The organism is Novosphingobium tardum, assembly GCF_042652045.1.
GTDB lineage: Bacteria > Pseudomonadota > Alphaproteobacteria > Sphingomonadales > Sphingomonadaceae > Novosphingobium > Novosphingobium tardum.
Window position 1 is genome coordinate 68,158 of record NZ_JBHSDR010000003.1, and the last position, 25,800, is coordinate 93,957.

Here is a 25,800-nt window from a genome sequence, read left to right on the forward strand (position 1 = left end):
CGCTGGTACGGGATCGGCGCTGGGATCGAGACGACATGCGGATACTTGTACTAGAAGACGAACCTCTGCTGTCGATGCTGCTCGAGGAAAGCCTTGCCGAGTTGGGCCATGAGCTTGCCGGAACGGTTGCGACTGTCGACCAGGCCTTCGCCAAACTCGAGGAAGGTCCGGTTGAGCTAGCGCTGCTCGATTTCAGCCTGGGCCACGACACCACCTCTGCCCCGGTCGCGCGAAAGCTGCACCGTGATGGCATTCCTTTCATTTATCTCACCGGACATCACACGCTCGACGAGAGCGAAGGCGACGTTCCGGCAGCGCCCCTGCTGAAAAAGCCGTTCAGCATTGCCCAGCTCGACAGCGCGATTCGCGAGGTTGCTCCGGCGGACTGAGGCCTTCTAACGCCCAAGGCGGCGTTCGAATGCCGCAAGCACCCAGGCCGTGCCCGGTCCCGGCGGGCAATCCTTCCGCCACAACGCGTTGAGCCGGTATTTCACCGGGGGCGATTCCGGGAGATTGAGCGCGACCAGCCGGCCGGCGGCCAGATCGGCTGCTACCGCATGGCGCGGCATGTTGCCCCAGCCCAGACCCTCGAGCAGTAGCGCGTGCTTGGCACCCAGGTCGGCAAGCCGCCAGGTTCGCGCGCTCATCACTGAAAAGTCGCGTCCTTCGGTCAGTGGCGACCGATCGGTGAGCACAAGTTGCAGGTGCTGGCGCGCCGCGCCGGGCGGAATTGCGCCCATTCTGGCCAATGGGTGGGCGGGCGCGGCGACCGGCACAAGCTCGACATCGCCCACGACCTTGCGTTCGAGGCCGCCATGCTGGCCGATATCCGGTCCGCTGATTGCGAGGCTGGCCCGGCCTTCCAGCAGCAGCGCGATCACGGCACCCAGCCCCTCGATCTGCAGGCGCAGGTCGACGATGGGATAGGCGGCCTGGAACTCGCGCAGGACCGCGGCGATGATCGTCGTCGGGACCATCACGTCGACCGCCAGCGACACCTCCGTTTCAAGCCCCTGGCCGATGCCCCTCGCGCGGGCGACCAGCCCATCCACGTCATCCGCCACCGCGCGTGCATCGGCGAGCAACGCCCTGCCCGCGTCGGTCAGTTGCGGGCGGCGCGACCCAGCCCGGTCGAACAACGCGACGCCGAGTTGCGCCTCGAGCGTCGTAATCGCGTAGCTCACGACCGAGACCGCGCGTCCCAGGCTAGTCGCCGCACGGCCGAAACTACCCTGATCGGCCACCGCCAGGAATATCCGTAGGTGATCTACGGTAGGCTGACCAACGTCCATTGTCCAACTTTCTGGAATGCCGTTTCCGATTTTATCCGGGTTTTTGGATCATAGTTGAAGTCCTAGATCATGGGCAAGCCAATAGCTCAGGAGCATTCTCCATGATCGAAGTACGACCCTTTTCCACCCTCGGCGCCGCCAACCACGGCTGGCTCGATGCCCATCATCATTTCTCGTTCGCCGGTTACCACGAACCCGAGCGCGTCCACTGGGGCAGCTTGCGGGTGTGGAACGACGACATCATCGCTCCCAAGTCCGGCTTCCCCCCTCATCCGCACCAGGACATGGAAATCGTGACCTATGTCCGCAAAGGCGCGATCTCGCACCGCGACAACCTCGGCAATGCGGGGAGAACCGAGGCTGGCGATGTCCAGGTGATGTCGGCCGGCACCGGCATCGAGCACTCGGAATTCAACCTTGAGGACGAGCCCACCGAACTGTTCCAGATCTGGATCATTCCCAATCGCCGCGGCGAAGCGCCGAGTTGGGGAGCGCGCCCGTTCCCCAAGGGCGACCGGTCGGGGCAGTTCGTCGCCCTGGCGTCAGGCTTTCCCGAGGACCGCGACGCGCTGCAGATCCGCACCGATGCGCGCGTTCTCGGCGCGACCGTCAAGGCTGGCGAGAAGGTGAGTTACACGACGTCGCCCGAACGCCACTCCTACCTCGTCCCGGCTACCGGCCGGATCAGGATCGGTGACGTCGAGTTGAACGCCCGTGACGGCGCGGCAATCACCGATGTCCAGACGATCGAGATCGAGGCGCTCGAAGATAGCGAACTCGTGCTCGTCGACGCCGATTGATCCCAGTTTCCAAGCAAAGGAATTCCCCCATGACCAAGGTTCTCGTTCTCTATTATTCGTCATACGGCCACATCGAGCAGATGGCCCAGGCCGTTGCCGAAGGTGCGCGCGAGACGGGCGCGACTGTCGACATCCGGCGAGTGCCGGAAACCGTGCCCGAAGAAGTCGCGCGCACCAGCCACTACAAGCTCGATCAGGCCGCCCCGCTGGCCACGATCGCAGAACTCGAAGGCTATGATGCGATCGTGGTCGGCACCGGTACCCGGTTCGGCCGCATGTCATCGCAGATGGCGGCATTCCTCGACCAGGCTGGTGGCCTGTGGGCGCGCGGAGCGCTGCATGGCAAGGTCGGCGCGGCGTTCACGTCGACCGCGACGCAGCATGGTGGGCAGGAGACGACCCTGTTTTCGATCCTGACCAACCTGCTTCACTTCGGAATGACCATCGTCGGGCTCGACTATGGCTATGCCGGGCAGATGAACAACGACAAGATCGTCGGCGGCGCGCCGTACGGAGCGACAACGATCGCGGGGGGCGACGGCGGCCGCAAGCCCGAGGTCGAAGATCTGGACGGTGCCCGCCATCTGGGCCGGCGGGTAGCAAATACCGCCGCCAAGCTGTTCAGCGGCGCTACCGCAATTGACTAGCGCGCAAGCGAGCGCGGCGGCACGGCCTGTCCGTTGACGCGCATTTCGTAGTGCAGGTGGGGACCGGTGGACAGGCCAGTGGTCCCCACATAACCGATGATGTCGCCGCGCCGGACTTGTTGTCCGGCGCTGACCGCAAGATGGGACATATGGCCGTAGCGGGTCTGAAGGCCCCCGCCGTGGTCTAGCGCCACATACAACCCGTAACCGCCGTTCCAGCCGGCCTGTGAGACTACGCCTGCCGACGGGGCGACGATGGGCGACCCGGCAGGTGCAGCAAGATCAATCCCCGAATGCTGGCGCATCCGCCCGAGCAAAGGGTGGAAGCGCGCGCCGAACCCGCTGGTGAGCCTGCCCGTCAGGGGCACGCCGAAGCTGCCTGACGGCATAGCCATCTGCATGAGCGGGGCTATCCGGTGGGTCGAAAACGTCGTTATTCCGGCAGCGCCCGAGAAGACCGAGCGCGCGGCATAGACCGGCGCACCCTCGGGATCGACGGCTCGCCCCACCCGGATGTGGACGGCTTCCGACGGCACCCCCACTGTAACCACCGGTTCGTCGACCGCGGCCACATCGGCCTCTGCCGCCGCGGCAGGCCCTGCGGCAACGAACAGCGTAGCAACCGCCGTGGAAAGCCCGGCGCGCACGTCAAGGAAAGGCGCTTTCATGGCCACAGCGCCAGCCCCACCGAGCCGACCGCTACCGCGACGCCGTAGGGCACCATCGCGAAATCGCCTGAGGATGCACGCCGTCGCTTCCCGCTCATCTGACGATAGACGAACCAGCCCAGGATGACGACCAGCCCGGCAAGCGAGACCATGCCGATAAGGCGCGGTCCCAAGCCAAGAGGAAACCAGGCCGCGCAGGCGGCGTAGAACTTGGCATCGCCGCCGCCGATCCAGCCGATTCTGAACAGGATCATCCCCACCACGAGCGCGATTGCGGCATGTGCGAGGGGCGACAGGAGCGCTCCCGCGCCGCCCGTCATGACCGCGAAGGCCAGTCCGGCGACCATGGTGACGAGGCATAGCCAGTTCGGAATCCGCCGCTGGCTGATATCGAGCCATGCGCCGACGAGGGCGCAGGCCGCAAGAACCAGCGTGGCGGCAAGCGGAAGAGTCATGGCCATGCCCTGAACCTAGCGCTGCGCGATCGTCGCCAGCTCGACGCGGACGGGGTAGCCTTCACGAACGGGTGCCACGCCGGGCTTGGCCGCGCCATAACGCAAGTTGCGGCGCCGCGGATCGGAGGAAATCGCTGGGGCCGGAGCCGTGCGAATGGCAACTTCCTGGCGCGACACGCGGGTCATCGCCGGCGCGGCCGACGAAACGCGAACCTGCGAGGGTCCGGCCTGGAACACGCGATCGAACGAGCGCTCGACCTGGGCGAGTTGCGCGCCGCTGTCCTCGCTTTGCGGTGCGATCGGAGGGGCAACGACAGCCTTTGCCATCGCCGCTTCGCGCGAGCGATAGAAACGGTCTAGATTGGCGGCAAAGCGAAGATCGGCCGGATCCTCGACCATCGCGAGCTTGAAATACTGTTCGGCAAGGTCGCCGCGGCCGATCTGGAGATAGGCGACGGCAAGTCCGTTGTGCGCCGACGCCGCGACTGCGGGATCGAGAGCGGCAAGACGCAGCGCGACGATCGCCTCGGCTACCCGCCCGTCGCGCAATGCCTCGCGCCCGGCGGCAAGTTCGGTCGCGCCGGAACGCGCGCTGTCCCCCACGGGCCTGACCTCGAGCTTCGCTGCCGGGCCTCCGAAAATCGACGTGCACCCGCCGAGCAGGCCGGCCAACAAGGCGATTGCAAAGTACTTGCGCATGATCGTCCCCCCTCTTCCTCGTCCTATCGTGCCAGCAAGGGCATGATGTCTCGCACCACCCGCACGGCGGCGGGCAACATCAGCACGCCGATCATGGTGGGCAGCATGCACACCACCAGCGGGATCGAGATGATCACCGGCAGGCGATGGGCTTTTTCCTCGGCGCGCATGCGGCGTCGCTCACGCATTTCGCCGGCATAGACGCGCAGCGTGGTCGCGACGCTCGTCCCCAGCTTGTCCGACTGGATCAGCAGCGTGGTGAACGACCGGATTTCATCGACCCCGGCGGAATCGCCAAGCCGGCGGAAGGCATCGTCGCGCGATGCACCGGCGCGCAGTTGCAACGTCGTGATCGACAGGAGCTGCGCGACAAGGGGATGCGAATGCACCATCTCGCGCCCCACCCGGTCCATTGCGGCCTCGATCCCCAGCCCGGCCTCCACGCAGACGAGGATGAGATCCAGACAGTCGGGAAAGCCGTTCACGATTTCCTCGCGGCGGCGGTCGGCCTTTGCCCGTACGTAGAGATTGGGAATGTAGAGCCCGAGCAGCGCCAGCAGCGAGCCGATCAGATAGACCTTGATGAATGACGGCGGCTCGTCGCCCGAATAGGCGAGGAGCACATATCCCAGCGGCAGCACGAACACGAGGGTCAGCCGGATCAGCGTGAATATCCGCGGTGCGGACGGTGCGGGAAAGCCCGCTTCGATAAGCTTTGCCCGCAGCCGGTCGCTCTTGCTGTCGGTCAGGCTGAGGCCTGCGCGCTCGATCGCATCGGCCAGCCGCGCCCAGGCGGTGTCGTTGGACGCGCGCAGCGATTGCGCGGTTCCGGCGGTCGCGAACAGGCGCTCGCTGGTGAGCCCGCGCAGCTCAGAGCGGATCGTGGCACGGCGAGACAGCATGGTCAGGCCGCTGAAGGCGGAAACCACCACCAGGCCGAAGACAAGCAGCAGGATCGTGAGGCGGGCGATGCTGTTGGAGGCGGCGAGTTCGAACATAGCTCAGACCTTCAGGTCGACCATGCGCCGGATCATGATGAAGCCGATCGCGTAGATAATCAGCAGCACGGGAAAACCGATGACGAAAATCGGATCGCGCGCCACGTCGAGGTAGAATGACGGGTTTACGGTAAAAAGGCCGACGAAGGTCAGCACGGGCAGGACCGACAGCATCCAGCCAGTCATCCGCCCTTCCGAGCTCAGCGCGCGGACCTTCATGTAGAGGCTGGCGCGGGCGCGGATCACTTCGCTCAGGTTCTGGAGGATCTCGGCAAGGTTGCCGCCTGTCTCGCTCTGCACCGACAGCGAAACGACGAACATCCGCATGTCCTCCAGGTCCCAGCGCTCCGCCATGCTGTCAAGCGCCTGGGTCAGTTCGGCGCCATAGGAAACCTCATCTGCGACAAGCCCGAATTCGCTGCCGATCGGGTCTTCCATCTCGTGGGTCAGCAACTCGATGGCCGAGGCGATCGGATGGCCCGAGCGCAAGGCGCGGACGAACACGTCGAGCGCGATCGGGAACTGCATCTCGATTCGCTTGCGGCGGCGCTGCGCCATCATGCTGATGATCATCAGCGGCAGCGCGACCGCCGCGCAGAAGGCGATGACGACGACCAGCTGGAAGATGCCCATGGTGAGCGGGAAGCCTCCCGCCCGGCTGGCAAGCAGGAGGATGACGCAAAGCACCACGAACAGCGCGACCATCCCGAGAAGAATCTGCACGGGTGCCAGCGGGATGGCGGAGGCCAGCATCGTCCGCTGGAGCGATTGGAGACGAGTGGCCAGGAATTCAGGCAGATCGTCGAAATCGCGGGGGGTGTTCTTACGCAGCCGTGCGATCACTTCCTCGCGGGTTCCGCCCTCGCGGATCATGCGCAGGCGCAGGTTCACCGCACCGGTCTGCATGCGCCGGCGCCAAGCTGAACCGAGGGCAAGCTGGGCGACAACGAACACCGAGGCAAAGATTGCCGCGAGTGCCGCCATGCGAAGGAAGGCGTCCTGCATCGTTAGTTCATTCGCAGATCGGGACGGAAAAGCTCGGCAGGCAGTTCGATCCCGTGGGAGTTTGCCTCGCCAAGGAATTTGGGCCGGATGCCGGTGGCTTCGAAGTGGCCGAGGACCGTGCCGTCCTTGTCGCGACCCGCGAGCTTGTAACGGTAGATTTCCTGCATCGAGATCGTCTCGCCCTCCATCCCGGTCAGTTCCGAAAGGCTGAGGACGCGGCGGCGGCCATCGGAGAGCCGTCCGACCTGCACCACCACGTTGATCGCCGAGGCAATCTGGGCCCGCGCGGAACGCGGCGAAATGTCGATCCCGCTCATCCCGATCATTTGCTCGACGCGCGAAAGGGCGTCGCGCGGCGTGTTCGCGTGGACGGTCGTCATCGACCCGTCGTGCCCGGTGTTCATCGCCTGGAGCATGTCGAACGCCTCACCGGCGCGCACTTCGCCGACGATGATGCGGTCGGGACGCATGCGCAGCGCGTTCTTTACCAGGTCGCGCTGAGTAACCTCGCCCTTGCCCTCGATGTTGGGCGGGCGCGTTTCGAGCCTAGCGGTGTGTTCCTGCTGAAGCTGGAGTTCGGCGGAATCTTCGATCGTCACGATGCGCTCACGCTCGTCGATGTAGGACGACATCGCGTTGAGCAGCGTGGTCTTGCCCGATCCTGTGCCGCCCGAGATGAGCACGTTGCGCCGGGACTGGACGATGGCGCGCAGGATTTCGGCCATCGGTTCGGGAATGCTTCCCAGTTCGATCATGCGGGCGATGCTGATCGGGCGCTTGGCGAACTTGCGGATGGAGAGCAGCGATCCATCGATCGCCAGCGGTGCAACGATCGCGTTGACGCGCGAACCATCGGCCAGACGCGCGTCGACGAAGGGCGATGATTCATCGACGCGGCGGCCCACGGCACTGACGATCTTCTGGATTATCCGCAGCAGGTGCCGCTCGTCCTGGAACCGGACGCGCACCTTTTCGAGCATTCCGCCGCGTTCGACGAAGACGGTATCGTGGCCGTTGACGAGGATGTCGGTGATCGACTCGTCCTTGAGCAGTGGCTCGAGCGGCCCCAAGCCCAGGAGCTCGTCGATCACGTCGAGGACCACCGCGTTACGCTCCCGCGCATTGAGTGGTTCGCGCTGCGCCGCCAGCAGCTCGGCAACGATCTCGCCGATCTCGGCCTGGATCTGTTCGCGGCTCAGTTTTTCAAGCACCGAGAGGTTAATGCGGTCGAGCAGGGACCGGTGGATCGTCACCTTGAGGTCGAGCATCCGGTCCAGCGGCGCCGACTGCACACCCGCGCTCGCCGGGGCTGTCATTACGGGTCGGCGGGGTTCTACCGGTGCCGTCAAATCCTGCGGCCGCTTTACGCTCCACACAGCCATCGCTCAGTCTCCCCGCGCTTCATCTAGGCGCTGCGCCAGCGCCACGATGTCCTGGCCGAAGCGGCTCTTCCGGTTGATTTCCCAGGCCAGCATGCCCTGATCCTGGGCGTTGCCGAGCGATGCGGGGTCGGCCGACAGCGTTGCGTAAACCGGTTGGCCCAACGTCTCGCGCACTTCCTCGACACCGATCGTGCGGAACAAGCGCTTTTCGACGCGGTTCACGACAAGCCGCAGCCGGTCGCGGGGCAATCCGACCGTGTCGAACAGGTCAAGCCGGCGCTTGGCCTGGCGCAGACCCGCAACCGAGAGGTCGCAGATCAGCACGATGTCGGTTGCGGCGAGGACCGCTGAAAGAGTCCAGCCGGTCCAGTTCGCCGGTAGATCGAGCACAACACATTCGAACTCGCGCCGGGCGACGGCGAGGAGGTGGAGAAGCTGGTCGACATCGACTGTCTCGAGCGGCGTGATCGCCTCGGGCGCGCAGATTGCCATGAAGCCGTGGCCGCTGTCGATGACAGCGCTCTTGAGGAATTCGGAATCGAGCCGGCTGCCCGCTTCGAGCAAGTCGACTACGCTGGTCTTGCCGCTCTGAGCAGTAAAGGCGGCGATGTTGCCGAACTGCAAATCGAGGTCGATCAAGCAGGTGCCACGCCCGCCTCGCCGCGCGCCCATTGCCGATGCGAGGTGGGTTGCAACGGTGGTGGCGCCAGAGCCCCCATTGCTGCGGACCACCGCAATCAGCGGCGAGAGCGGCAGGTGATCGGCGGCATCCGCGCGGGACTGGACCGCCAGATCAAGCAACTGAGCAGATAGCTCGTCGAGATCGAACGGCATCGTCGCGACATCGTTCACGCCCTGGCGCACGAGCGTCCGCACGACGGAGACGTTAGCGTCCTGCAGCGCGACGATCACCGGCACGCGCGGCCGGGCGCTCCGGATCTGCGCGATGCGGCGCACCGAAGCGCGGTCTGCCGGATCGACTTCGACGACGAGCAGCTGGGCCTTTGCCAGGACATCATCCGGAACCGGGGCGCTAGCGACAAGCGAGACGCAGGTGAGTGGGCTGTCCTGCCGCATGGCAATCGCCCGCTCCAGCCTCATAGCCTCGGGGGGATTGACGATCACGTAGATGTCTTCGGGCAAGACCAATTCCATGCCGGTTCCATGTTCGAAAGGGTTGTTGAGAGTGCCCATCGTCATTGCCTAGTTGGAGACCGTCCCGCTGCCGTCTTCCATCGTGATGGCGTAACGGAAGCTGGGCAGCGGCACTGCTTTACCGAGTGCGAAATACAGCGGAAAGCCGAGGTTCTTGAGGCTGACCGTAATAAGCGGGGCGACGTCCGGTCCGTTGGGATCGCCAGAAAACCCCAGGCCGGAATTGTCGTAATCTATGCGTACGTTGCTTTTGGTTATGGTCGGATAGATCTGCTGCATGCGGGCCACGACCGCATCAAAGGACGCCTGCGCCGTCGCATCGATTGCGACGCTGAACGGACAGGTGCCCTTGCACGTACAGGTAAGCGTCGTGCTGGTGCTTTCGCAATACACGCCCGGGAACTTCGTGATGTCGACCGCGCTGCCCTGCGGCACGCTGCTGCCGGTAGCGAAGCTGTAGTTCTTCAGGCCGGTCGCCGCGTCCCCGCCCGGGATGATATCGGTCACCGCGAGCCACCGGGCGCCGATCTGGGTGGCTTTTTCCGCCTCGTTAAGCGCCCACGCATAGCGGCCGACATCAATCATCCCGAGCAGGAAAAGCAGGAAGATCGGGAGCACGAGCGCGAACTCCGCCGCGGAGGCGCCGCGCTGGTCGAGGAGAAAGCCGCGCCTCATATGCCCGCTACCGCGCTGCGTGCGGTCGCCTTGAGATAGGCCGACGAGTTGATGATGCCTAGACCGGCGAACAGTGAGGGATAGGGCACTACCGCCGAAACGGTGACGACGGGCGCGCCCCCGGTCTGGCTGATGTAGATCCCGCCGGTCGTGGCGGTATTGCAGGCGACCGAGACCTGGAGAAGGCTCGCGCTCGCGCCTGTGCCGTCGGCCCACCCGGGAACCTTGCGATATTGATCGGTGTCGTTAGCCGCGTCCAACTGGCCGGTCCGCGTCAGCAAGCTCACCTTGGCGCGCGTCGTCTCATCGACCGTCGAGCAGGTATAGGCGCTGAAATTCTGCCGCGCGGCGAAGCGGGCGCCGTCGCGCACGGCTTTGAGGACCTTGTGCTCGGTCCAGTAGAAGTGCCCGGCCTCCATCCCGCCGAACATCAGGACCATCAGGAACGGAAGGACGAGCGCCATCTCGGCCGCGGCCGCGCCTCGCGTGTCGCGGGCGAAGGAGGAAAACAGGCGGCTCATTCGATCAGATACGGCACGTCGCGCCGTACCGTCTGCCCGATCGACCCATCGCCGCCGATCTTGGTCTTGCCGATAATCTCGACGTAAACGTCGGTAGTGTCGGAATATTTCACGTTGCAGCCATTGCCGGTCGTGCAATTGTTCCGCGAGATAGACGGCTCGACCAGGAACATGTCCGCCCAGCCCGCCGTCTCCAGCGTCTTGTTGTTGATCGAGCCGTACTTCGCCGACAAGGCGTTGCAGTTGAGCACGGCGGCGGAAATCCTGCGGCGATCGACGTTGAGCCCGCCCGGCGGGATGCCGTAGGGGGAAGCGGCGGTGGCAAGGCACATGCCGGCCTGCGGCTGCGCATAGGCCTTGGTGTTGCCCTGGCCGTCCTTGATGATTCCGCTCAGCGTCCCCGCGACGATCTTGTCGGCTTCCCAGCGATAGACCTCGTAGCGGGTGGGATAGCCCTTGGGTTGTGCGCCGTAGGAAAGCGGCACCTCGTTGGCGTAGGCAGTTCCGTAGTTGGAGCGCCAGTAGGCGTTGATGTCCCAATCGCCGGTGCCAACACGGCCATTCTTGCCGCCGTTTACAGCGCTGCAATCGCCGTCGTTGCTCCAGGCGTGGCAGAGGTCGCGCGGGTGGCCCATGATGTCCGGCGCGGTTCCTGCCGGATAGGGGTCGCGGGTCGTGGGGCGATAATTGCGGGTCTGCGCGGTCGCGAAGTTGGAAGCGTTCTCGCCCCACGCATTGGAGTTGCAGTTGTTGCTGTTGCGGACGAGGCCCTTGCGGACATTGACCGATGGCGAACAGACGCCGTTCACGCCGCCGTAGTTGGGGCACGAGCCACCTGAGCCGGGCATATCGAAGCGGGTGTTGAACGCGTCGATCACACTGGCGGTAACGCCGGTCTTCAGTTCCACTCCGTCGGTCCCGATACAGTCGCCCGGTCGCACATCCCACCCTACCGCGGCCGCCAGAGCATTCGCGCCGTTCGCTCCGGTGTTCAGATAACCGAACGAACCGGGGGTGTAGGAATCGTTCGCGAGCAGCCGGATGCCCACGCCCTGGCGATTGTCGGCGTCGAACTGGAGCTGGGTGTTGACGTTGCCGGCCGGCTCTTCGGGGTTGCACATCATCACCGGGGGAACGCGGCAGATCGCGTTGCCCACGCCCGCGAAAGCCGCTGCGTTCATGCTGCCCGACGTGATTGCGCCTACGATCGGCGTCAGCGCGTAGCGGGCGGTCCGAGCATTGACGACGACTTCGACGAAATGCGCATCGGCATCGGTCGTCGCCGCCGTGGTTTTCGCCTTGTCGACGAAGAAGCGGATCTGCCCCGTTCCATCGCAGGTCGATTCGTTCGGCACGACGACCTGGTTGTCGCCGCCGTCGTTGGCCATGATGGTCAGATTGTTGACGAGGCCGGACGCGGCCGCTGCCGCCCGCTGGCAGGCCCCCGCCTGGCGATCGAGCTGGGTCGCGGCCGCGAGCGCCGCCTGGTCGGCCCCGTTCTGCAACTCGGTGTCGAGCGCGACCATCCGCCCGTAATCGAACCCGACCCCCGCGATGGCGACAAGCGCGGTCAGCGCGAGCGCATAAGTCGCAGCAACCGCCCCGCGTTCGTCAGCGACGAACCTGGAGCCATTCGGGGTCGAAGGCATGATCATGTGCTATTCCCCGGGTTCCCTCAGTTGGAGCCTTGGGTGGTGCTGGTCGTGACCGGTTGCTTGACCCTGTCTGTCCGATAGCGCTCGATCGCCTGCGCGGCATGGAGGCCGCTCGTCTCGGGATCGACGTATTCGTACTGCGGATCGGGATCGATCACCTGCGCGGCGATCGTCTGGCGATTGGCCTCGCCCCACCCGGCATCCTCGATCTTCCCCGTCCTGGGGTCCCAGCCGGTGCAGCCGGCAAGCGCCAGGACGGCGCCTGCGGCCAGCAATGCGCGCTTAGTAGTCATAGCCGGGCTCCTTGGCAGGTGCGGTGGGGGCTGCGGGGTCCGCAACCGGAGCGGGCGCGGGCGGCGGCAACTTGCGGGTCTGGTAATCGTCGCCGTTCAGCAGCGTATCCAGTTCCTTGGGATCCTTGACCCGGTCGGTCGGCAGGCGGACCTGGTCGGGACGGATCGGCGCGACCAGACGCGGCGTGACCACGATCAGCAGCTCGGTCTCGCCCTTCTGGAACGAGCTCGATCGGAACAGCGACCCGATGATCGGCAGAGAGCCGAGGATCGGAAGCTGGCGGATCGTGGTCTGGAAGTCGCGGCGCAGCAGCCCGGCAATGGCAAAGCTTTCCCCGTCGCGCAGTTCCAGCGTCGTCGAGGCACGCCGGGTCTGCAGGCCGGGGACGACCAGTCCGTTGATGGTGATCGACGCGGACGGATCGATCGAGCTGACTTCGGGCTCGACCACCAGGTTGATCACCTTGTCGCCGAGCACGGTAGGCGTGAAGCCCAGGCTGACGCCGAACTGCTTGTATTCGACGGTGATCGCGCTGGTGCCGCCGCCGTTCCCCGCGCCGCCGCCGCTGCTGCCGTTCTGCACGACCGGGATCGGGAATTCGCCGCCCGCCAGGAACGAGGCGCGCTCGCCCGAAAGGGCGATCAGGGTCGGTTCGGCCAGCGTCTTGGCCAGCCCCTTGCGCTCCAGCGCGTTGAGGATGCCCTCGATGTTGACGTTGCCGATGTTGAACACCTTGCGGAAGATGCCGAAGGTATCGGTGATCGCCGAAAGGGTGGGGACACCCGCTCCATTCGCGCCGGGGATCAGACTGGCGGTCGCACCCGTCACGGCGTCGAAGGTGCCGTTGTTCGACAGGCCGAAGCCCGACACACCAAGCTGCTCGCCCGTCTGGCGATTGATCTCGGCAAAGCGCACTTCCAGCATCACCTGCTGGCTGCCGCCCACGGTGATGAGGTTGACCACCTTGTCGCCGGCATAGGCCTTCGCGATCTGGGCCGCGCGGTCGGCGGCGCCGGGATCGGAAACCATGCCCGACAGGATGATCGATTCGTTCGAGATGCGCGCGTCGATCTTCTGGCCGGGTATCAGCGAGGCCATCTGGCCGCGCAGCCCGTCGACATCGGGGCCGACCGCCACGTCCATCACCGCGAGCACCCGGTTCGCCCGGTCATAGAGGGTGAGGCTGGTGGTCCCCATCTTCTTGCCCAGGACATAGACCGAGCGTTCGGAAATCGGCAGCACGTCGGCGATCTCGGCGTTGCCGACCATCGCCTTGCCGATGGGCCGGTCGGTGGTGACGACCTGGCTCTTGTTGACCGGCACTTCGAGCGCGCCGGCATGAAGCCCGTAGTCGGCCGATTGGGCCATTGCGGGCAAGGCGGTGCCGGCAGCGACCGTCGTGGTCGCCAGCGCCGCCGCGCGAATAAGTGTGCGCAGCATCGTCCTACCTTCCCCCAAGGTTGCCGACAGGATAGTCGGCGGATTCCGTTCCGCGGATGACTGTCATCGAATTGCCCATGATGCGCGGAAGGACCGGCTTGCGGGCGGCGTTCGCCCCGGCAAGAGCGGCGCTGAACTGCGCGGGCAGCCCCAGGAATGTCGGCGCGGGCGCCGCCGGTGCCGGCTGCGAGCGCGCCGCCTTGTAGAGCCGCGCTCCGCCAAGATCGGCCGCGGTCACCGTGGTGAGAGCGCCCGGAACCTGGTTTTCGACATTGCGCAGCGCCAGGCTGAGCGTGCCGATCTTCTGCGCGACGGCCAGCTTCTGCGCGTCGAGCAGATCGACCTGGAGCGTTGCGGTCGCGCCCACCTTTGGTTCGCCGGTCTTTTCGTCGGCGAGTTGGTCGATGGCGAGGATCTGTTTATTCTCGAGAACCACGTCGGACATGATGTCCTGCGCCTCGGATCCGCCTCCGGGAATTTGCCGAGTCAACAGCACATCCACAGTCGTGCCGGGCAGGGCAAATCCCGAGACGCCCGTCACGTTGCTGATGGGAATGGAAACGGCGCGCATCCCTTCGGGCAGGTTTGCGGCCAGCGTTGCGCGCCCATCGGTTCCGGAAACCTTGTCGGCCAGAACGGGTTCGCCAGGAACGATCGGCCGCAGCGCGACGCGCCCGTCCTTCATCGCCTGTTCTAGTGAAGAGAAGGCACCGACCGGAACCGAACTCGCGGGCCAGTTGGCCAGCTTCAGGTTGTCGGGCGTGAGCTTGCTGCCGAATGCCAGCGGCTGGCTGGCGACGACGATGCGCGCGAGCTGCTGCTCCTGCGCGACCTGTGCCTGGCGCCGCTCAACACCGCTGAAGTAGCTGTTCGCGAACAGAACCGCGAACAGGCCCAACACTATCGCGATGCCAAGTATGATGAGATTGCGTTGCCCCCCCATGGGCTACCCCCGATCCTGTCTGAATGCCTGATCAAAATTGACCGTCTCGGCGAACGAGGGACCCCACCGCATCGCAGCGATGGAGCCCCAAGGTTCAGATCAGCAAGTTGCCGGAACAGTCGTCGCGTAGGTCGTCGCAGCAGTGCCGTTGGCCTTCTTGCCGCAGGTGCCGACGGTGACCGCCGCCTTGTTGATGCTCAGGCCGACGTTTTGGCCAAGCGTCAGCGCAGCAGCACCGATGGCCACGCCGACGACGGCGAGGATCAGAGCATATTCGGCAGCCGAGGCGCCGGATTCGTCAGCGAGGAAGGATTTGAGAAAGGTCTTCATGGTCAGATACCCCTGATAAACATGCCGCCGTTGCCGGGCGGCAATCGTCCAAAGTTGGGTCCGGCATCTATTTCCGGATTACCCGATCCAAGGGGGGTACTGGTGGAACCGGCGCGACCGATTATCGTTAAGAGTTTCCGGTATGTAAGCACCGGATCCAACAAGCGCGGGTTCCCTCGGAACGCCTTAACAGTGCGCAAACCATAGTTTGCGGTCAAGGCCAATGTGTTAGCAAAAAATTAACGCGGTTCTGCAATGCTTTAGTGGAATGAAAGATGACCAAGAAGGGTTAACAGTGGCCTTTTCGACACCATCCCCGAGTCGGGCACCCGCGCTGCGGGATGATTCGATACGGTCCGCCGCTGCGCCGATGCTCCAATGGTTCGCCTGCTACGCGGCAAACATCCGCACGCGAAGCGCTGCGATCGCCCGCTTCTTCGAGGCCCGGATGGGCGTCGTCGCCCTCGCATGGCTCGCCGTCTTTACGCTGAGCAGCGCGGTGCGCCTGGCGCTTGCCGTAAGCCCGGTGGAAAGTCTGCGCGACGCGGCGATCCTCGCCCTTCCCTACATTCTCATCGCGGCGGCCCCGATTGCGGGCTTCCTGATTGCCGAGCGCGCGTTTCCCCGCGGAACGCTCTCCGCCCAGCCGGAGGTTCGGTTGGCGTTCTACGGGCACTGGCGCCGCCTTGACGTGCTGGAAGCGCGGCGCAGCCCGGTGTTCGGCCCCGCCGGCTTCATGGCATCGCTGCTCGTCGGGATGCTGCTCAACGTCGTGATCCGCAGCTTCGAATTTCTCGTCTCGATGCCCGCGCTCAACGGCCATGCTCCCGAATGGGCGCAGCAGATGATGCTGGTGATGGTCGCCGACGTCGTGGTCATGAGCTTCTTCTACATGGTCTGCTTCGTGCTGGCGCTGCGCACCGTTCCCCTGTTCCCGCGGATGCTGCTCTTCGCCTGGCTGCTTGACATCGCGATGCAGCTCCTGATCGCGCAGCATGTCGCGGCTCTGCCCGACCTGCCGGTCAACGTCGCTGTGCCGCTCCACGGGCTGCTTCACGGTAACGTCACGAAAGTGCTGATCAGCGCCTTCGTCTGGCTTCCCTACCTGCTGTTGTCCGACCGGGTTAACATCACCTATCGGAGCCGTGGCCCGGCAGAGGACTAGGGCTGAACCACCCCGTTTGGTAAACGGTCTTGCTAGTTAGGTTGGGTGAGGCGAAAATGCGGTCAATGTTTCCTCGTCTCGCCCTTGGCTACTGGTTCCTAATTGCGCTCTGCGTCATTACGCTCATCATAAGCGCCCAAGTCGGGATTGAGCCTGCAAGCTATTACCTGAGCGTCAGTCTCACCGACAAGGACGTCTCGGTTTGGATCATGCCGGTCCTTATCTGGTATCTGTTTGTGGCTGTCGCTCTCGTTCAACGAAGAGTCGAACGTCCTCTACAAACCTTGTGGCGCCTTACCTCCCGACAAAAGGGCTGGATTCTTCGCGGCACGTTGTTTGTCTTCTTATCTGTCCCGCTTGGCCGGGCCGTGATGAGAGTGAAGGTCGCAATTCCCAATTTGGTGCCCTTTTACGCAGACCATTTTCTGATCCAAGCCGACCGAGCCTTGCTTGGCACTGACGCTTGGCGCCTCACCCACCATCTCGTCGGCTTTGCAGGGACGGTAGTTCTCGATCGGCTTTATGGTCTGTGGTTCATGGTGATGATGGGCACGTTGGCTTGGGCTGCGTTTACCCGAGACATTCGCTTTCAAGTCCGGTCGCTTACAGCTTACTTCCTCACCTGGTTCATTTTGGGAGGCGTGTTTGCAACCGCTCTTTCATCGGTTGGGCCTTGCTTTTATGATCAGTTCTACGGCGGGAACCAATTTGCGCCGATGATGGAGTTGCTGCGGGGATACGACGCGCGCTATTCGTTGAATGCGCTCTTTTCGATGCATTATCTTACAGCAGTATTCGGTAAAGAGGAAATTGGATCGGGTATTTCGGCCATGCCCTCTCTTCATGTCGGCATCGCTTTTCTGCTTTTCCTGATGTGTCGCAGTCGATTCGGGATGCGATGGCCCCGCCATGTCGCTTTCGTTTACTTCGTTCTCATCTGGTTCGCTTCAGTGCACCTCGGTTGGCATTACGCCGTGGATGGCCTGGCTTCGGTTTTCGGCGTCAGCGCAATCTGGTGGGGCAGCGGAAAGTTCGTGCGCTGGCTCGACGCGCGAGATGCTAGGCGGCTTGCCGATGAGCCAAAGACCGAAGGTATCCCCAGCTTCGCTGTCTGAAAGTCGTTTTCAAGCAAATCCGCGACGTTGGACCATCATAGCTAGTTCGGTCCGGGTCGAGACGCCCAGCTTGCGGTAGATCGCGTGGAAGGCGAACTTGATCGCCCCTTCGCTAAGGTCGAACCGCTCGGCGATCTCGCGGTTCTTCAGGCCCTGCCCCAGCATCCAGACAAGCTCCGCCTCGCGCGCGGTGAGCTGGCGGAAGGGGTCGGCGTCCACCGTCCTTCGCACCTTGTCGGCGTGGGCCAGGATCGCGCCGGGAATGTAGCGTTCGCCCGCATGGACGGTTTCGAGGCATTCGATCAGGCGGTCCTCGCCGCCCTCCTTGAACACGATCCCATCAACTCCCGCATCCAATGCGGTGATGAGCTGGCGGTCCTCGATATCGGCGGTCAGGAGGACGACGACGCGCCGGTCGCCCGCCTCGCGCAGCGCCTGCAGCACGGCCACTCCGCCCAGCACCGGCATCCGCACGTCGAGGATCGCGATCGCCGGGTCGTGCGCCGCTATCGCATCGAGCGCCTGCTGCCCGTCGGTGGCGGTCGCCATCACCTTGAAGCGGGAGTTGCCCAGCACGCTTTCGACCCCGCTCAGGATGAACGGGTGATCGTCGGCGATGATGACCGGGACGGTCACAGCCGCGCCTCGGGAATGTCGATGTGCAAGGTGGTGCCCTTTCGCCCGCGCAGTGCGGTAATCGATCCGTCGAGCGCGTCGACCCGCTCGCAGATCGAGCGCGGCCGGATGGCGCGCGGAGCGCCCACGGCGTTTTGCCCGTCATCGGCGATGCGCATGTGCAGAGTGCCCGAGCCGCCTTCGAGCGAGACCTCGACCTTGCGCGCGCCTGCGTGGCGGGCAGCGTTGGCCACCGCCTCGCGCACGATCTGGCGGATTTCGTGCAGCGGGTCGGCGCGGGCGAAGACGGCGCCGGGATCGCCGACCAGACAAGCTTCTAGCTGCCACTGCATCCCTGCTTCCGCCAGCACCTCGTCCAGGCTGCGGCGCAAGTCGGCGCGCGCGGGCAGGTCGCCGCCCGAGCGCAACCGGTCGATGACCACGCGGATGTGCGTCTGCTCCGCCCGCAGCGCGTTCTTCAGCGCGAGAAGCTCGGCGTCGGGGTCCTCGCCTTCGCGAATCTTCCCCCGCGCCGCTTCGATCCGGAAGGAGGCGCCGGCGAGCGACTGGGCGACGCTGTCGTGCAGGTCGCGGGCAATGGCGTCGCGGACACGCTCGAGGTTGTCCTGGTGGGCGAGGTGCGAATAGGCGTGACGGTCGAGCGCGGCACCGACTTCGCGCCCGATCTCCCGGCCGATCGGCAGGACATCGCGGCTGGCCAGGCGCAGGTCGCCGAGCAGCAGCGTGCCGCGGCCCGTCGTCGCACTCAGGGGCACGAGAACGCCCTCGTCGATGTCGAACACCCAGGCGTCGCCGAATGCGCGCGCCCCGCTGTAGCCCTCCAACCGGCCCTCGTCGCAAAGCTGGAGAATGACCTCGCGGGGGCGGTTGAACAAGGTGGCCTCGACCTCCGCCCCTGGGGCCGCGGGAAGGACTTCGTCCGGGACCCCGTCGCCGCGCCACGGCCGGCCATCGTGCGTCACCACCGTTGGATGCCGCGCGTTGGCCGGGGTCCACGCGATCAGCCCGCGCCGGGCTCCGGCATTGCGCAGGGCATAGCGGAGCACGTCGGCCAGTGGTGGATCGAGCCCGATCACGCGGCCCGCGACAAACGGCCGCAGGACAATCGAGGCGTGGCTGCCTGCGTACCAGACGACCAATGCAGTCATGACCAGCATGTACCCGACTCGCTGGCCGATGCGCCCCAAGTCGAGATGGACGCCCGCGAAAATCATCGCGGTCGATACGAAGACCAGCGCCCCTACCGCGGCAAGGCCCGCGCCAAAGGCTCCGCGCCACCCGCGCTGGGTGGTGCCGGCGATCAGCAGGTAAACGAAGAAGGCCAGGAATGCGCTCGACAGGTTGCGGCCGGACGAGTTGGTCAGAACGAATGCAAAAGTAGAGGCGGCGATGTCCACGACCAGCGCGGTGCGCGAGATCCTGTATTCCAGCCACCAGTCGGTCAGCGCCACCGCCAGCAGCCAGACTGCCCAGACGCCGTAGGCCAGGAATATCACGCCGGGCAGGGAATCGAAACGAAGCGGCTTGGCGGGATCGAACCAGATCGCGGCGGCAAGGATCAGCACCATCGCCACGCGAAAGGTGGCGACGATCCGCGACGACATCAAAAGGTTAGAGAAGCGGATCCCCATCTCCTCTCCGCGCTGCCCCTTACGAAGAGTGCCTTGGCCAGCGCAGCGAGGCAAGAGGAAGCGCTCTGACGCCGAGGTAGCCGGCAAATGCATCGCGGGACGTGGGATCAGGCCCGGCAACTCACCTGTCGCAACCGTGCAGCGTCAATAGGATGCGCGCTCGATCTTCTGGTCGGCGTGGGCCCAGGCATCATGCAACTCGGCATCGATTTGCCCGAGTTCGCCCAAGCGCTTTTGCGCCACAAGCGCCGCTTTGAGACCGGTGAGCGCCCAGCCATTCTTGGGATGTCGCCTAAGGTCCTCGCGAAAGACGCTCTCCGCCTCGCCCGCACGGCCCGCGTCGAGCAGCATTGCGCCCAGCATGTGGCGAACCGGAAAGAACACATCCTCCGGCTCGTTGTAAGACAGCTTGTCTTCAAGCGCCGTCGCCTGAACGAGCAACGCGATCCCTTCGTTACGGTTACCTTTGGCCGCGACGAGGCGCGCAGCTGCCTTGTGCTGGCCGATGTCGTAGACCGAACGCGCGGGGTTCATGCCTTGCGCCGCATCACCCGGCGCGGCGGCGATCAGCGCCTCGGATGAGCGAAGCTCCTGCTCAGCCTCGGTCGTCCGCCCCTTGGCGGCGAGCGCAATTGCCCTGGCCTGATGGAACGAGATGGACAGGCCCGCAAGGTTCCGATCCGGCGTCGGCTCGCCCAGCATCTCGTCCCAGCGTCCGAAGCGCACGAGCGAATCGTACAAGTAGCCGATCGACCAATCGAGGCCCGGCATGGACACAAGCATCGTGTCCGGCATCGCCCCACGCGCGGCCCGGGTAGCCGCGATGGCTTCGGCTGAGCGCCCTTCCATAGCCGCCGCGAAGGCGAGGAACTGGTAGTTGTGCACCAGATACATCGGGTAATAATCCGGGGGCGCGGTCAGCTTGAGATAAGCAAGATCGGCGGCAGCACCCAGGCGGTTGGCCTCGGCCGCTTCCTCGTAACGGCCCACGCGCTGCATGATGTGCGACGGCATGTGCACGAGATGCCCGGCACCGGGCATCATTGCCTTGAGCGCTTCGGCAGAAGCCAGCGCCTGTTCCGGGTTCCGCGACGCCTCGACCGCGTGGATCAGGTAGTGGTTTGCGCCGGGATGGCCGGGGTCGGTCGCGAGCACGGCTTTGAGCCGTTCCACGATTTCGGGTGTCCCCGGACCCGGCGAGCCATCTTCATTCCACAGCTTCCAGGGATTGGTGTTCATCAGGGCTTCGGCGAACAGGGTCTGCACGTCGTTGTCATGCGGGTATTGCCTCGCGACTTCACGCATGGCTTCCACGTATGCCGAAAGGCGCGGCGCGCTGTTGGTGGGATCGAGCGCTTCGGGGCCCGCATAGCGCGCAGCGAGCGCGCCGATCAGTGCCTGTTCCACCGGCGTGGCCTTCGGCGCACTGGCCTGGGCCTTGCGAAGCGCATCCCAACCCGCGCGCGCTCGCGCCTCTGCCATTGTCGGCATGTTGTAATTGGGGCCCAAGGTTAGCGCGACGCCCCAGTAACAGAGGGCGCATGCCGGATCGATTTGAGCGGCGCGGGCGAACGACCGGGTCGCCTCATCGTGGTTGAACGCCCAGACGAATCGCATGCCCTGGTCGAAGTAGCGCTGCGCTTCCGGCGACGATGTCGTGACGGTTCGGTGAAAGCTCCCGAGCCCGTCGAATATCTGCGCGCCCCTCGCCCAGTCGGTCACCGTTACCAGTTCGGGCGGCTTGCCGTGCTCGTGATCATGCGCAGCCTGGGCGAAGGCGGCGCCGGAAAAGCTGAGAACCGAAGCTATCAGCAAGTGGCGCATTCGGTGCAGAGTCATCTCGGCATTCCCCAGCGACCCGAAGCAAGCTTACCGCCCAAAACACGGTCCGCAAGCCGCGATAGCTCGGCATGACTGAGTGCACAGCGACCTTCAGTCCGAAATCGCGACCCTCAGGAGCCGCGCGAGGATCACAAGCCGAGCAGATCGAGGGTGCGCACGTCCTCTTCGCCGAACCAGCGGCTCAAAGCGTCCTCGAAGAGCGGGCCGCCATCCGCCCTGGCGAACAAGGTAAGCGAAGACTTCAGCTTCATCGCGTCCACCTCGCCGAACACGTCGGAAGCGGTTCGCGAAGCGAGACCCTGAAGGACGGACACGCACTCGCGCAAATGCGGTCCAAGAACCGGGTGCGCTAGAAAGGCTCGTGCTTCATCCAACGAGCCGATGCCGAAGTGCAGAGCCATCTCGCTTCGGCCAAGGCCACGCAACTGCGGAAAGATGAACCACATCCAGTGACCGCGCTTCGCGCCCCGGCTGATCTCGTCGAGAGCGCCGGAAAAGGCCCGCTCCTGCGCATCGACAAACCGCTGCAAGTTGAAGGGATCTTCTTCCACCCATCTCTTCTGGCGCACACCGGCGCCTGAGAACAGGAGGATGTTTCTGCGAGCGCCCGTTCTGTAGTCCTCACCAGGCTGACACCAATGACCGCCCGGTCGGCGAGAACGTCTGGCGTCCACTGGGCGAACGAGTACCTAGTCAGGTCCCGGAAAACCGATATGGTCGCGCTGAACTGGAAAGAGGATTTGAGATGATCGCCATCATTGCCACGCTACGCGCCAAGCCGGACAAGGGAGAGGAATTCGAGCGCCTCTTCACGCAGCTCGCAGCCCAGGTCCGAGCGAACGAGAGCGGCAATGTCATCTACCAGCTCAGCCGTAGCCGCACCGAGCCGAACACTTACAAGGTTCTCGAAATCTACCGCGACGAAGCGGCGCTAGAAGCGCACCGGGCATCCGAGCATTTTCGCAGCGCTGGACCCGGGTTGGGCGGCGTTCTCGACGGTCGGCCCGAGATCGAGATGCTGGACGCAATCGGCTGAAGGGAAAGATACGATATCATGGCCCGTGTCTTCATCACCGGCAGCACCGATGGGCTCGGCCTCGCCGCCGCCCAGTCGCTGGTCGCCCAAGGGCATGAGGTCGTGATTCATGCCCGGTCGAAGAGTCGGGCCGCGGAAGCGCGACTTGCGAGGGACGGGGGGGTGAATGTCGTCACGGGGGATCTGAGCAGCCTGGCTGAAACGCTCAGCCTGGCCGACCAGGTCAATTCGATAGGCCCGATGGATGCGGTGATCCACAACGCTGGGATATACACCACGCCCGAACGCGGCTCGACCGCAGAGGGGCACGCGACGATCCTGGCGGTCAACACGTTGGCCCCGTACATCCTGACCTGCCTGATCGACCGACCCCAACGCCTGGTCTATCTCAGCAGCGGACTGCATCGCGGCGGCGAGGGCTCCTTGGCTGACATCGACTGGAAGCGGCGGTCGTGGGATGCGGCGAAGGCTTACGCAGAAAGCAAGCTGCACGTCGCTGCAATCGCGGCGGCCCTGGCCCGCAAATGGCCGGCGACGATATGCAGCGCGGTCGATCCCGGTTGGGTGCGGACAAGGATGGGCGGACAAGCGGCCCCCGTCGACCTCGATACCGGCCAGCGGACCCAGAGTTGGCTTGCCGTCACCGAAGAGGCTGAAGCCAAGGTCAGCGGCGGCTACTGGCATAACCGCACTCGGCAAACGCCGGCGCACGAGGTGACCGACGTGGAATTCCAGGAGAAATTGCTTGGCATGCTCCACGACCTGACAGGAATAGCGCTGCCCTGATCACCGCGATCGGATTTTTGGCGGCTCGTCATGGTGCGCAAAATTGTGGATCGCAGTGGAACGCGAAAGAGCGCTCCGGTTGCTCTAAGAGCGCGTCCCTGTCGTCATTCTGGATGCGGTCCGGAAGCCCAGCCGCCCCCAAGCGACTGATAGAGCGCGACCGTTGCGGTGAGTTTGTCGGCGCGTGCCTGCGTCAGCGCGAGTTCGGCGTTTAGAAGGGCGCGTTGGGCGTCGAGTTGCTCGAGATAGGATGTGTAGCCTGCCTCGTAGCGGTTTCGGGCATGGCCAAGCGCACTGGCGAGCGCGTCGCGCTGGCGCTGGATGCTGACCTGCTGCTCGCTGAACCGCTGAACCGCCGCCAGATTGTCCTCGACCTCGCGGAAAGCTGTCAGCGCCGCTTTCTGATACGCGAACGCCGCCTGGTCGCGCCGCGCAAGCGCGACATCGAATTGCCCCTGGTTGCGACCATTGTTGAAGATCGGCGCCAGCACGCTGCCGCCGAGCGACCAGATACCCACCGGGTCTCCCAAGCCAACGGCGACGACCGAGCCCAGCGTCGCGTTAAGGTTCAGTCGGGGGAGGAATTGCGCGCGCGCAGCCGCGAGCGAAGCGTCGCTTGCCGCCAGCACGTATTCGGCCTGTGCGACATCGGGCCGGCGCCGAAGCAACTCGGAGGGCAACTCGCCAGGAACCGGCGGTAACTCGATCGCGCCGAGCGCGAGGCCGCGTTCGATCGCTCTCGGCGGCTCGCCGACGAGCACGCTGAGCGCATCCTCCTGCCGCCTGATGGCCAGCTCCACTTGCGGCACGATTTGAGCGGCTGCGTAGTATTCTGCCTGCGCCTGGCGCAATTCCAGGTCCGAGGTGTAGCCGACCCGCGCCCGGTTGCGCGCGATCCGCAGCGCTTCTTCGCGCGACACGAGCGTTTCGCGTACGATCGCCAGCCGGGAGTCGAGTGCTCGCAGGGTAATGTAGCCGCTGGCAGTAGCCGCCGCGACGCTCAGTGCGGCAGCATCGCGCGCGGCCTGGCTGGCCATCGCTCCCTGGCGGGCCGCCTCGACCTGGTCGCCGATACGGCCAAACAAGTCCACCTCGTACGCGGCCTGGAAGACCGGCTGCGCGGCGGTTGTGGTGACGGGGGCGCCCAGTGGCCCGATCTCGCGCTGGCGGACCGCACCAAGGCCGAAATCAAGCGACGGAAGCAGTGGCGCGCGGGCCAGCGTCTCCTGTGCACGCGCTTCGCGCACCCGCCCGGCGGCGATCGCGATATCGCTGTTGCGGCTCAGCGCCCGTTCGACGAGTGCGGTCAGCACCGGATCGCCGAACTTCTGCCACCAGCCGGGCTCGATCGGTCCCTGTCCGGGCAGCTCCGTGCGCCACGCAGCCGGCGGGATCACCGATGCGGCTGGGGGATGCTGGCCGATTGTCGGAGTGCAGCCGCCGACCAGGATCGTCAGGGTGGCGATCGCCGCTCGCTTCATCGTGAGCGGCGCGGCTGGCTTGCCGTATCCACCCGCGCTTCGACTGACATGCCCGGGCGCAGCCGGCGAGCCAGCGGCTGGCCAGGGTCGATCGCGATGCGTACCGCGATGCGCTGAGCCACCTTCACGAAGTTGCCTGTGGCGTTGTCCGCACGGATCACCGAGAACTCGCTGCCCGCCGCTGGCGAGAGCTGTTGGACGCGCCCGGTGAGCTCGGCTCCATCGAGCGCGTCGACCCTGACGGTCGCGGCCTGGCCCGGCGAGATCCGGGCGGTCTGCGCCTCCTTGAAGTTGGCGACGACCCACACTTTCTCGGGCACCAGAAACAGCAGTTGGGTGCCTGCGGTCACATACTGGCCGAGACGTACGCCGACCTCACCCACCTGACCTGACTGAGGCGCCTTGATAATGCTGTTGGCGAGGTCGATCTTCGCCAGCTCAAGGGCGGCCCTGGCGTTGGCCACCCCGGCCTGCAATCCGCCACGACCGACCGTGACCGTGCGCACCTGTTCCTGCGCGATGGCGCGCTGGGCCTCGGCCTGGTGCACTGCCGCTTCGGCCTGGCGCAACGCGGCGAGAGTCTGGTCGCGTTCGCGCAGTGAAAGGGATCGCTGGGCCACCAGCTCGTTGACGCGGCGCATGTCGGCCTGGGCGCGGGCCAGTTGCGCCCGCGCGCTTTCGAGCGCGGCATTCTGCCCCGCGACTGATGCCTGCGACGAGCGCTGGCTCTGCTGCGAGTTATCGAGATTGGCTGACTGCGCTTGCAGGTTGGCATCGGCCTGCTGGACCCGCTGGCGATAGATCCGGTCGTCGATCGCAACCAGCGGCTGCCCAGCGCGAACTTGTTGGAAATCCTGGACAAGGACCCGTGTGACATAGCCGTTCACTTGCGGTGCGATAACCGTGGTCTGGCCGCGAACATAGGCGTTGTCGGTCGTCTGGACCTTGCTGCCGAACGGCGGCAGGCCCCAGGCGTAGAGTGCGACGAGGACGCCGGCCAGCAGGATGGCGACGAAGATTGCGGTTGTCCTGGCACTACCCTTGGGAGGTGCCCAACCACGGGACTGCACTACCGGGTCGGTTGCGGCTTCTGCCGGATCGGTCTGGCGCATGTACGCTGCGCCGTCAGCAGCACGCTCGGGCTGCACA

Annotated in this window: 28 protein-coding genes; 7 read left to right on the top strand and 21 right to left on the bottom strand. The window is 65.0% G+C overall.

Annotation, left to right across the window (positions count from 1 at the left end; all coding sequences use genetic code 11):
• Positions 1 to 35: 35 nt before the first annotated feature.
• Positions 36 to 389 (top strand): response regulator, encoded by a 354-nt coding sequence (locus tag ACFO0A_RS00415; protein WP_379537007.1) that lies wholly within the window; start codon positions 36 to 38, stop codon positions 387 to 389.
• A gap of 6 nt (positions 390 to 395) precedes the next feature.
• On the opposite strand, the gene ACFO0A_RS00420 is transcribed toward ACFO0A_RS00415, so the two are convergent.
• A complete protein-coding gene (locus ACFO0A_RS00420) occupies positions 396 to 1,292 on the bottom strand; it encodes a LysR family transcriptional regulator (protein ID WP_379537008.1) in 897 nt (298 codons plus the stop codon).
• A gap of 101 nt (positions 1,293 to 1,393) precedes the next feature.
• On the opposite strand from ACFO0A_RS00420, the gene ACFO0A_RS00425 reads away from it, so the two are divergent.
• Together ACFO0A_RS00425 and wrbA are read left to right on the top strand one after the other, a co-directional pair.
• Complete coding sequence (locus ACFO0A_RS00425) at positions 1,394 to 2,092, top strand: pirin family protein (protein WP_379537009.1); 699 nt, start codon at positions 1,394 to 1,396, stop codon at positions 2,090 to 2,092.
• A gap of 29 nt (positions 2,093 to 2,121) precedes the next feature.
• Positions 2,122 to 2,739, top strand: a complete 618-nt coding sequence (gene wrbA / locus ACFO0A_RS00430; protein ID WP_379537010.1) for an NAD(P)H:quinone oxidoreductase — start codon at positions 2,122 to 2,124, stop codon at positions 2,737 to 2,739.
• Here the strand turns inward: wrbA and ACFO0A_RS00435 are convergent.
• The 14 genes from ACFO0A_RS00435 to ACFO0A_RS00500 all read right to left on the bottom strand — a co-directional run bounded on the left by ACFO0A_RS00435 (position 2,736) and on the right by ACFO0A_RS00500 (position 14,959).
• Positions 2,736 to 3,407, bottom strand: coding sequence for a M23 family metallopeptidase (locus ACFO0A_RS00435; protein ID WP_379537011.1), 672 nt, complete (start codon positions 3,405 to 3,407; stop codon positions 2,736 to 2,738). The genes wrbA and ACFO0A_RS00435 overlap by 4 nt on opposite strands.
• A complete protein-coding gene (locus ACFO0A_RS00440; protein ID WP_379537012.1) occupies positions 3,404 to 3,868 on the bottom strand; it encodes an A24 family peptidase in 465 nt (154 codons plus the stop codon). Before ACFO0A_RS00440 ends, ACFO0A_RS00435 begins: the two co-directional genes overlap by 4 nt.
• A 9-nt stretch (positions 3,869 to 3,877) precedes the next feature.
• Positions 3,878 to 4,561 (bottom strand): hypothetical protein, encoded by a 684-nt coding sequence (locus ACFO0A_RS00445; protein WP_379537013.1) that lies wholly within the window; start codon positions 4,559 to 4,561, stop codon positions 3,878 to 3,880.
• A gap of 23 nt (positions 4,562 to 4,584) precedes the next feature.
• Positions 4,585 to 5,559 carry a type II secretion system F family protein gene (locus ACFO0A_RS00450; protein WP_379537014.1) on the bottom strand — a complete coding sequence of 325 codons (975 nt, stop codon included), beginning with the start codon at positions 5,557 to 5,559 and terminating at the stop codon, positions 4,585 to 4,587.
• Positions 5,560 to 5,562: 3 nt separating this feature from the next.
• Positions 5,563 to 6,564: a type II secretion system F family protein gene (locus ACFO0A_RS00455; protein ID WP_379537015.1), complete on the bottom strand. Its 1,002-nt coding sequence runs from the start codon at positions 6,562 to 6,564 to the stop codon at positions 5,563 to 5,565.
• A gap of 2 nt (positions 6,565 to 6,566) precedes the next feature.
• Positions 6,567 to 7,880, bottom strand: coding sequence for a CpaF family protein (locus tag ACFO0A_RS00460; RefSeq protein ID WP_379537016.1), 1,314 nt, complete (start codon positions 7,878 to 7,880; stop codon positions 6,567 to 6,569).
• Positions 7,881 to 7,949: 69 nt separating this feature from the next.
• Positions 7,950 to 9,101, bottom strand: coding sequence for an AAA family ATPase (locus tag ACFO0A_RS00465; RefSeq protein ID WP_379537017.1), 1,152 nt, complete (start codon positions 9,099 to 9,101; stop codon positions 7,950 to 7,952).
• A gap of 48 nt (positions 9,102 to 9,149) precedes the next feature.
• Positions 9,150 to 9,776, bottom strand: a complete 627-nt coding sequence (locus ACFO0A_RS00470) for a TadE/TadG family type IV pilus assembly protein (protein ID WP_379537018.1) — start codon at positions 9,774 to 9,776, stop codon at positions 9,150 to 9,152.
• A complete protein-coding gene (locus ACFO0A_RS00475) occupies positions 9,773 to 10,297 on the bottom strand; it encodes a TadE/TadG family type IV pilus assembly protein (protein WP_379537019.1) in 525 nt (174 codons plus the stop codon). The genes ACFO0A_RS00470 and ACFO0A_RS00475 overlap by 4 nt, the downstream gene beginning before the upstream one ends.
• On the bottom strand, positions 10,294 to 11,952 hold the full coding sequence (locus ACFO0A_RS00480; RefSeq protein WP_379537020.1) for a pilus assembly protein TadG-related protein: 1,659 nt from the start codon (positions 11,950 to 11,952) through the stop codon (positions 10,294 to 10,296). The genes ACFO0A_RS00475 and ACFO0A_RS00480 overlap by 4 nt, the downstream gene beginning before the upstream one ends.
• Positions 11,953 to 11,972: 20 nt before the next feature.
• Positions 11,973 to 12,245, bottom strand: a complete 273-nt coding sequence (locus ACFO0A_RS00485; RefSeq protein WP_379537021.1) for a hypothetical protein — start codon at positions 12,243 to 12,245, stop codon at positions 11,973 to 11,975.
• Entirely contained in the window at positions 12,235 to 13,686 is a 1,452-nt protein-coding gene (locus ACFO0A_RS00490; RefSeq protein WP_379537022.1) for a type II and III secretion system protein family protein, read from the bottom strand. Before ACFO0A_RS00490 ends, ACFO0A_RS00485 begins: the two co-directional genes overlap by 11 nt.
• 4 nt (positions 13,687 to 13,690) lie before the next feature.
• On the bottom strand, positions 13,691 to 14,629 hold the full coding sequence (gene cpaB / locus ACFO0A_RS00495; protein ID WP_379537023.1) for a Flp pilus assembly protein CpaB: 939 nt from the start codon (positions 14,627 to 14,629) through the stop codon (positions 13,691 to 13,693).
• Between the two features lie 99 nt (positions 14,630 to 14,728).
• A complete protein-coding gene (locus ACFO0A_RS00500) occupies positions 14,729 to 14,959 on the bottom strand; it encodes a Flp family type IVb pilin (protein WP_379537024.1) in 231 nt (76 codons plus the stop codon).
• A 370-nt stretch (positions 14,960 to 15,329) separates the two neighbouring features.
• On the opposite strand from ACFO0A_RS00500, the gene ACFO0A_RS00505 reads away from it, so the two are divergent.
• A complete protein-coding gene (locus ACFO0A_RS00505; protein WP_379537025.1) occupies positions 15,330 to 16,124 on the top strand; it encodes a DUF2569 domain-containing protein in 795 nt (264 codons plus the stop codon).
• Positions 16,125 to 16,189: 65 nt separating this feature from the next.
• On the top strand, positions 16,190 to 17,239 hold the full coding sequence (locus ACFO0A_RS00510) for a phosphatase PAP2 family protein (RefSeq protein WP_379537026.1): 1,050 nt from the start codon (positions 16,190 to 16,192) through the stop codon (positions 17,237 to 17,239).
• 9 nt (positions 17,240 to 17,248) lie between these two features.
• On the opposite strand, the gene ACFO0A_RS00515 is transcribed toward ACFO0A_RS00510, so the two are convergent.
• The 4 genes from ACFO0A_RS00515 to ACFO0A_RS00530 all read right to left on the bottom strand — a co-directional run bounded on the left by ACFO0A_RS00515 (position 17,249) and on the right by ACFO0A_RS00530 (position 21,917).
• The gene (locus ACFO0A_RS00515) at positions 17,249 to 17,875 is read right to left on the bottom strand and encodes a response regulator (RefSeq protein ID WP_379537027.1); all 627 of its coding nucleotides are present in this window, start codon (positions 17,873 to 17,875) and stop codon (positions 17,249 to 17,251) included.
• The gene (locus ACFO0A_RS00520; RefSeq protein ID WP_379537028.1) at positions 17,872 to 19,506 is read right to left on the bottom strand and encodes a sensor histidine kinase; all 1,635 of its coding nucleotides are present in this window, start codon (positions 19,504 to 19,506) and stop codon (positions 17,872 to 17,874) included. The genes ACFO0A_RS00515 and ACFO0A_RS00520 overlap by 4 nt, the downstream gene beginning before the upstream one ends.
• Before the next feature lie 144 nt (positions 19,507 to 19,650).
• On the bottom strand, positions 19,651 to 21,345 hold the full coding sequence (locus ACFO0A_RS00525; protein WP_379537029.1) for a tetratricopeptide repeat protein: 1,695 nt from the start codon (positions 21,343 to 21,345) through the stop codon (positions 19,651 to 19,653).
• A 131-nt stretch (positions 21,346 to 21,476) separates the two neighbouring features.
• Positions 21,477 to 21,917, bottom strand: coding sequence for a DUF1810 domain-containing protein (locus ACFO0A_RS00530; protein WP_379537030.1), 441 nt, complete (start codon positions 21,915 to 21,917; stop codon positions 21,477 to 21,479).
• Positions 21,918 to 22,093: 176 nt separating this feature from the next.
• Here ACFO0A_RS00530 and ACFO0A_RS00535 point away from each other — a divergent pair, with 176 nt between their 5' ends.
• Positions 22,094 to 22,384: a putative quinol monooxygenase gene (locus tag ACFO0A_RS00535; RefSeq protein ID WP_379537031.1), complete on the top strand. Its 291-nt coding sequence runs from the start codon at positions 22,094 to 22,096 to the stop codon at positions 22,382 to 22,384.
• Between the two features lie 18 nt (positions 22,385 to 22,402).
• Positions 22,403 to 23,170, top strand: coding sequence for an SDR family NAD(P)-dependent oxidoreductase (locus tag ACFO0A_RS00540; protein WP_379537032.1), 768 nt, complete (start codon positions 22,403 to 22,405; stop codon positions 23,168 to 23,170).
• Positions 23,171 to 23,274: 104 nt separating this feature from the next.
• Here the strand turns inward: ACFO0A_RS00540 and ACFO0A_RS00545 are convergent, their stop codons facing one another.
• Both ACFO0A_RS00545 and ACFO0A_RS00550 read right to left on the bottom strand, forming a co-directional pair.
• Positions 23,275 to 24,651, bottom strand: a complete 1,377-nt coding sequence (locus ACFO0A_RS00545) for an efflux transporter outer membrane subunit (protein ID WP_379537033.1) — start codon at positions 24,649 to 24,651, stop codon at positions 23,275 to 23,277.
• Positions 24,648 to 25,763, bottom strand: a complete 1,116-nt coding sequence (locus ACFO0A_RS00550) for an HlyD family secretion protein (protein ID WP_379538127.1) — start codon at positions 25,761 to 25,763, stop codon at positions 24,648 to 24,650. Before ACFO0A_RS00550 ends, ACFO0A_RS00545 begins: the two co-directional genes overlap by 4 nt.
• Positions 25,764 to 25,800 lie beyond the last annotated feature (37 nt).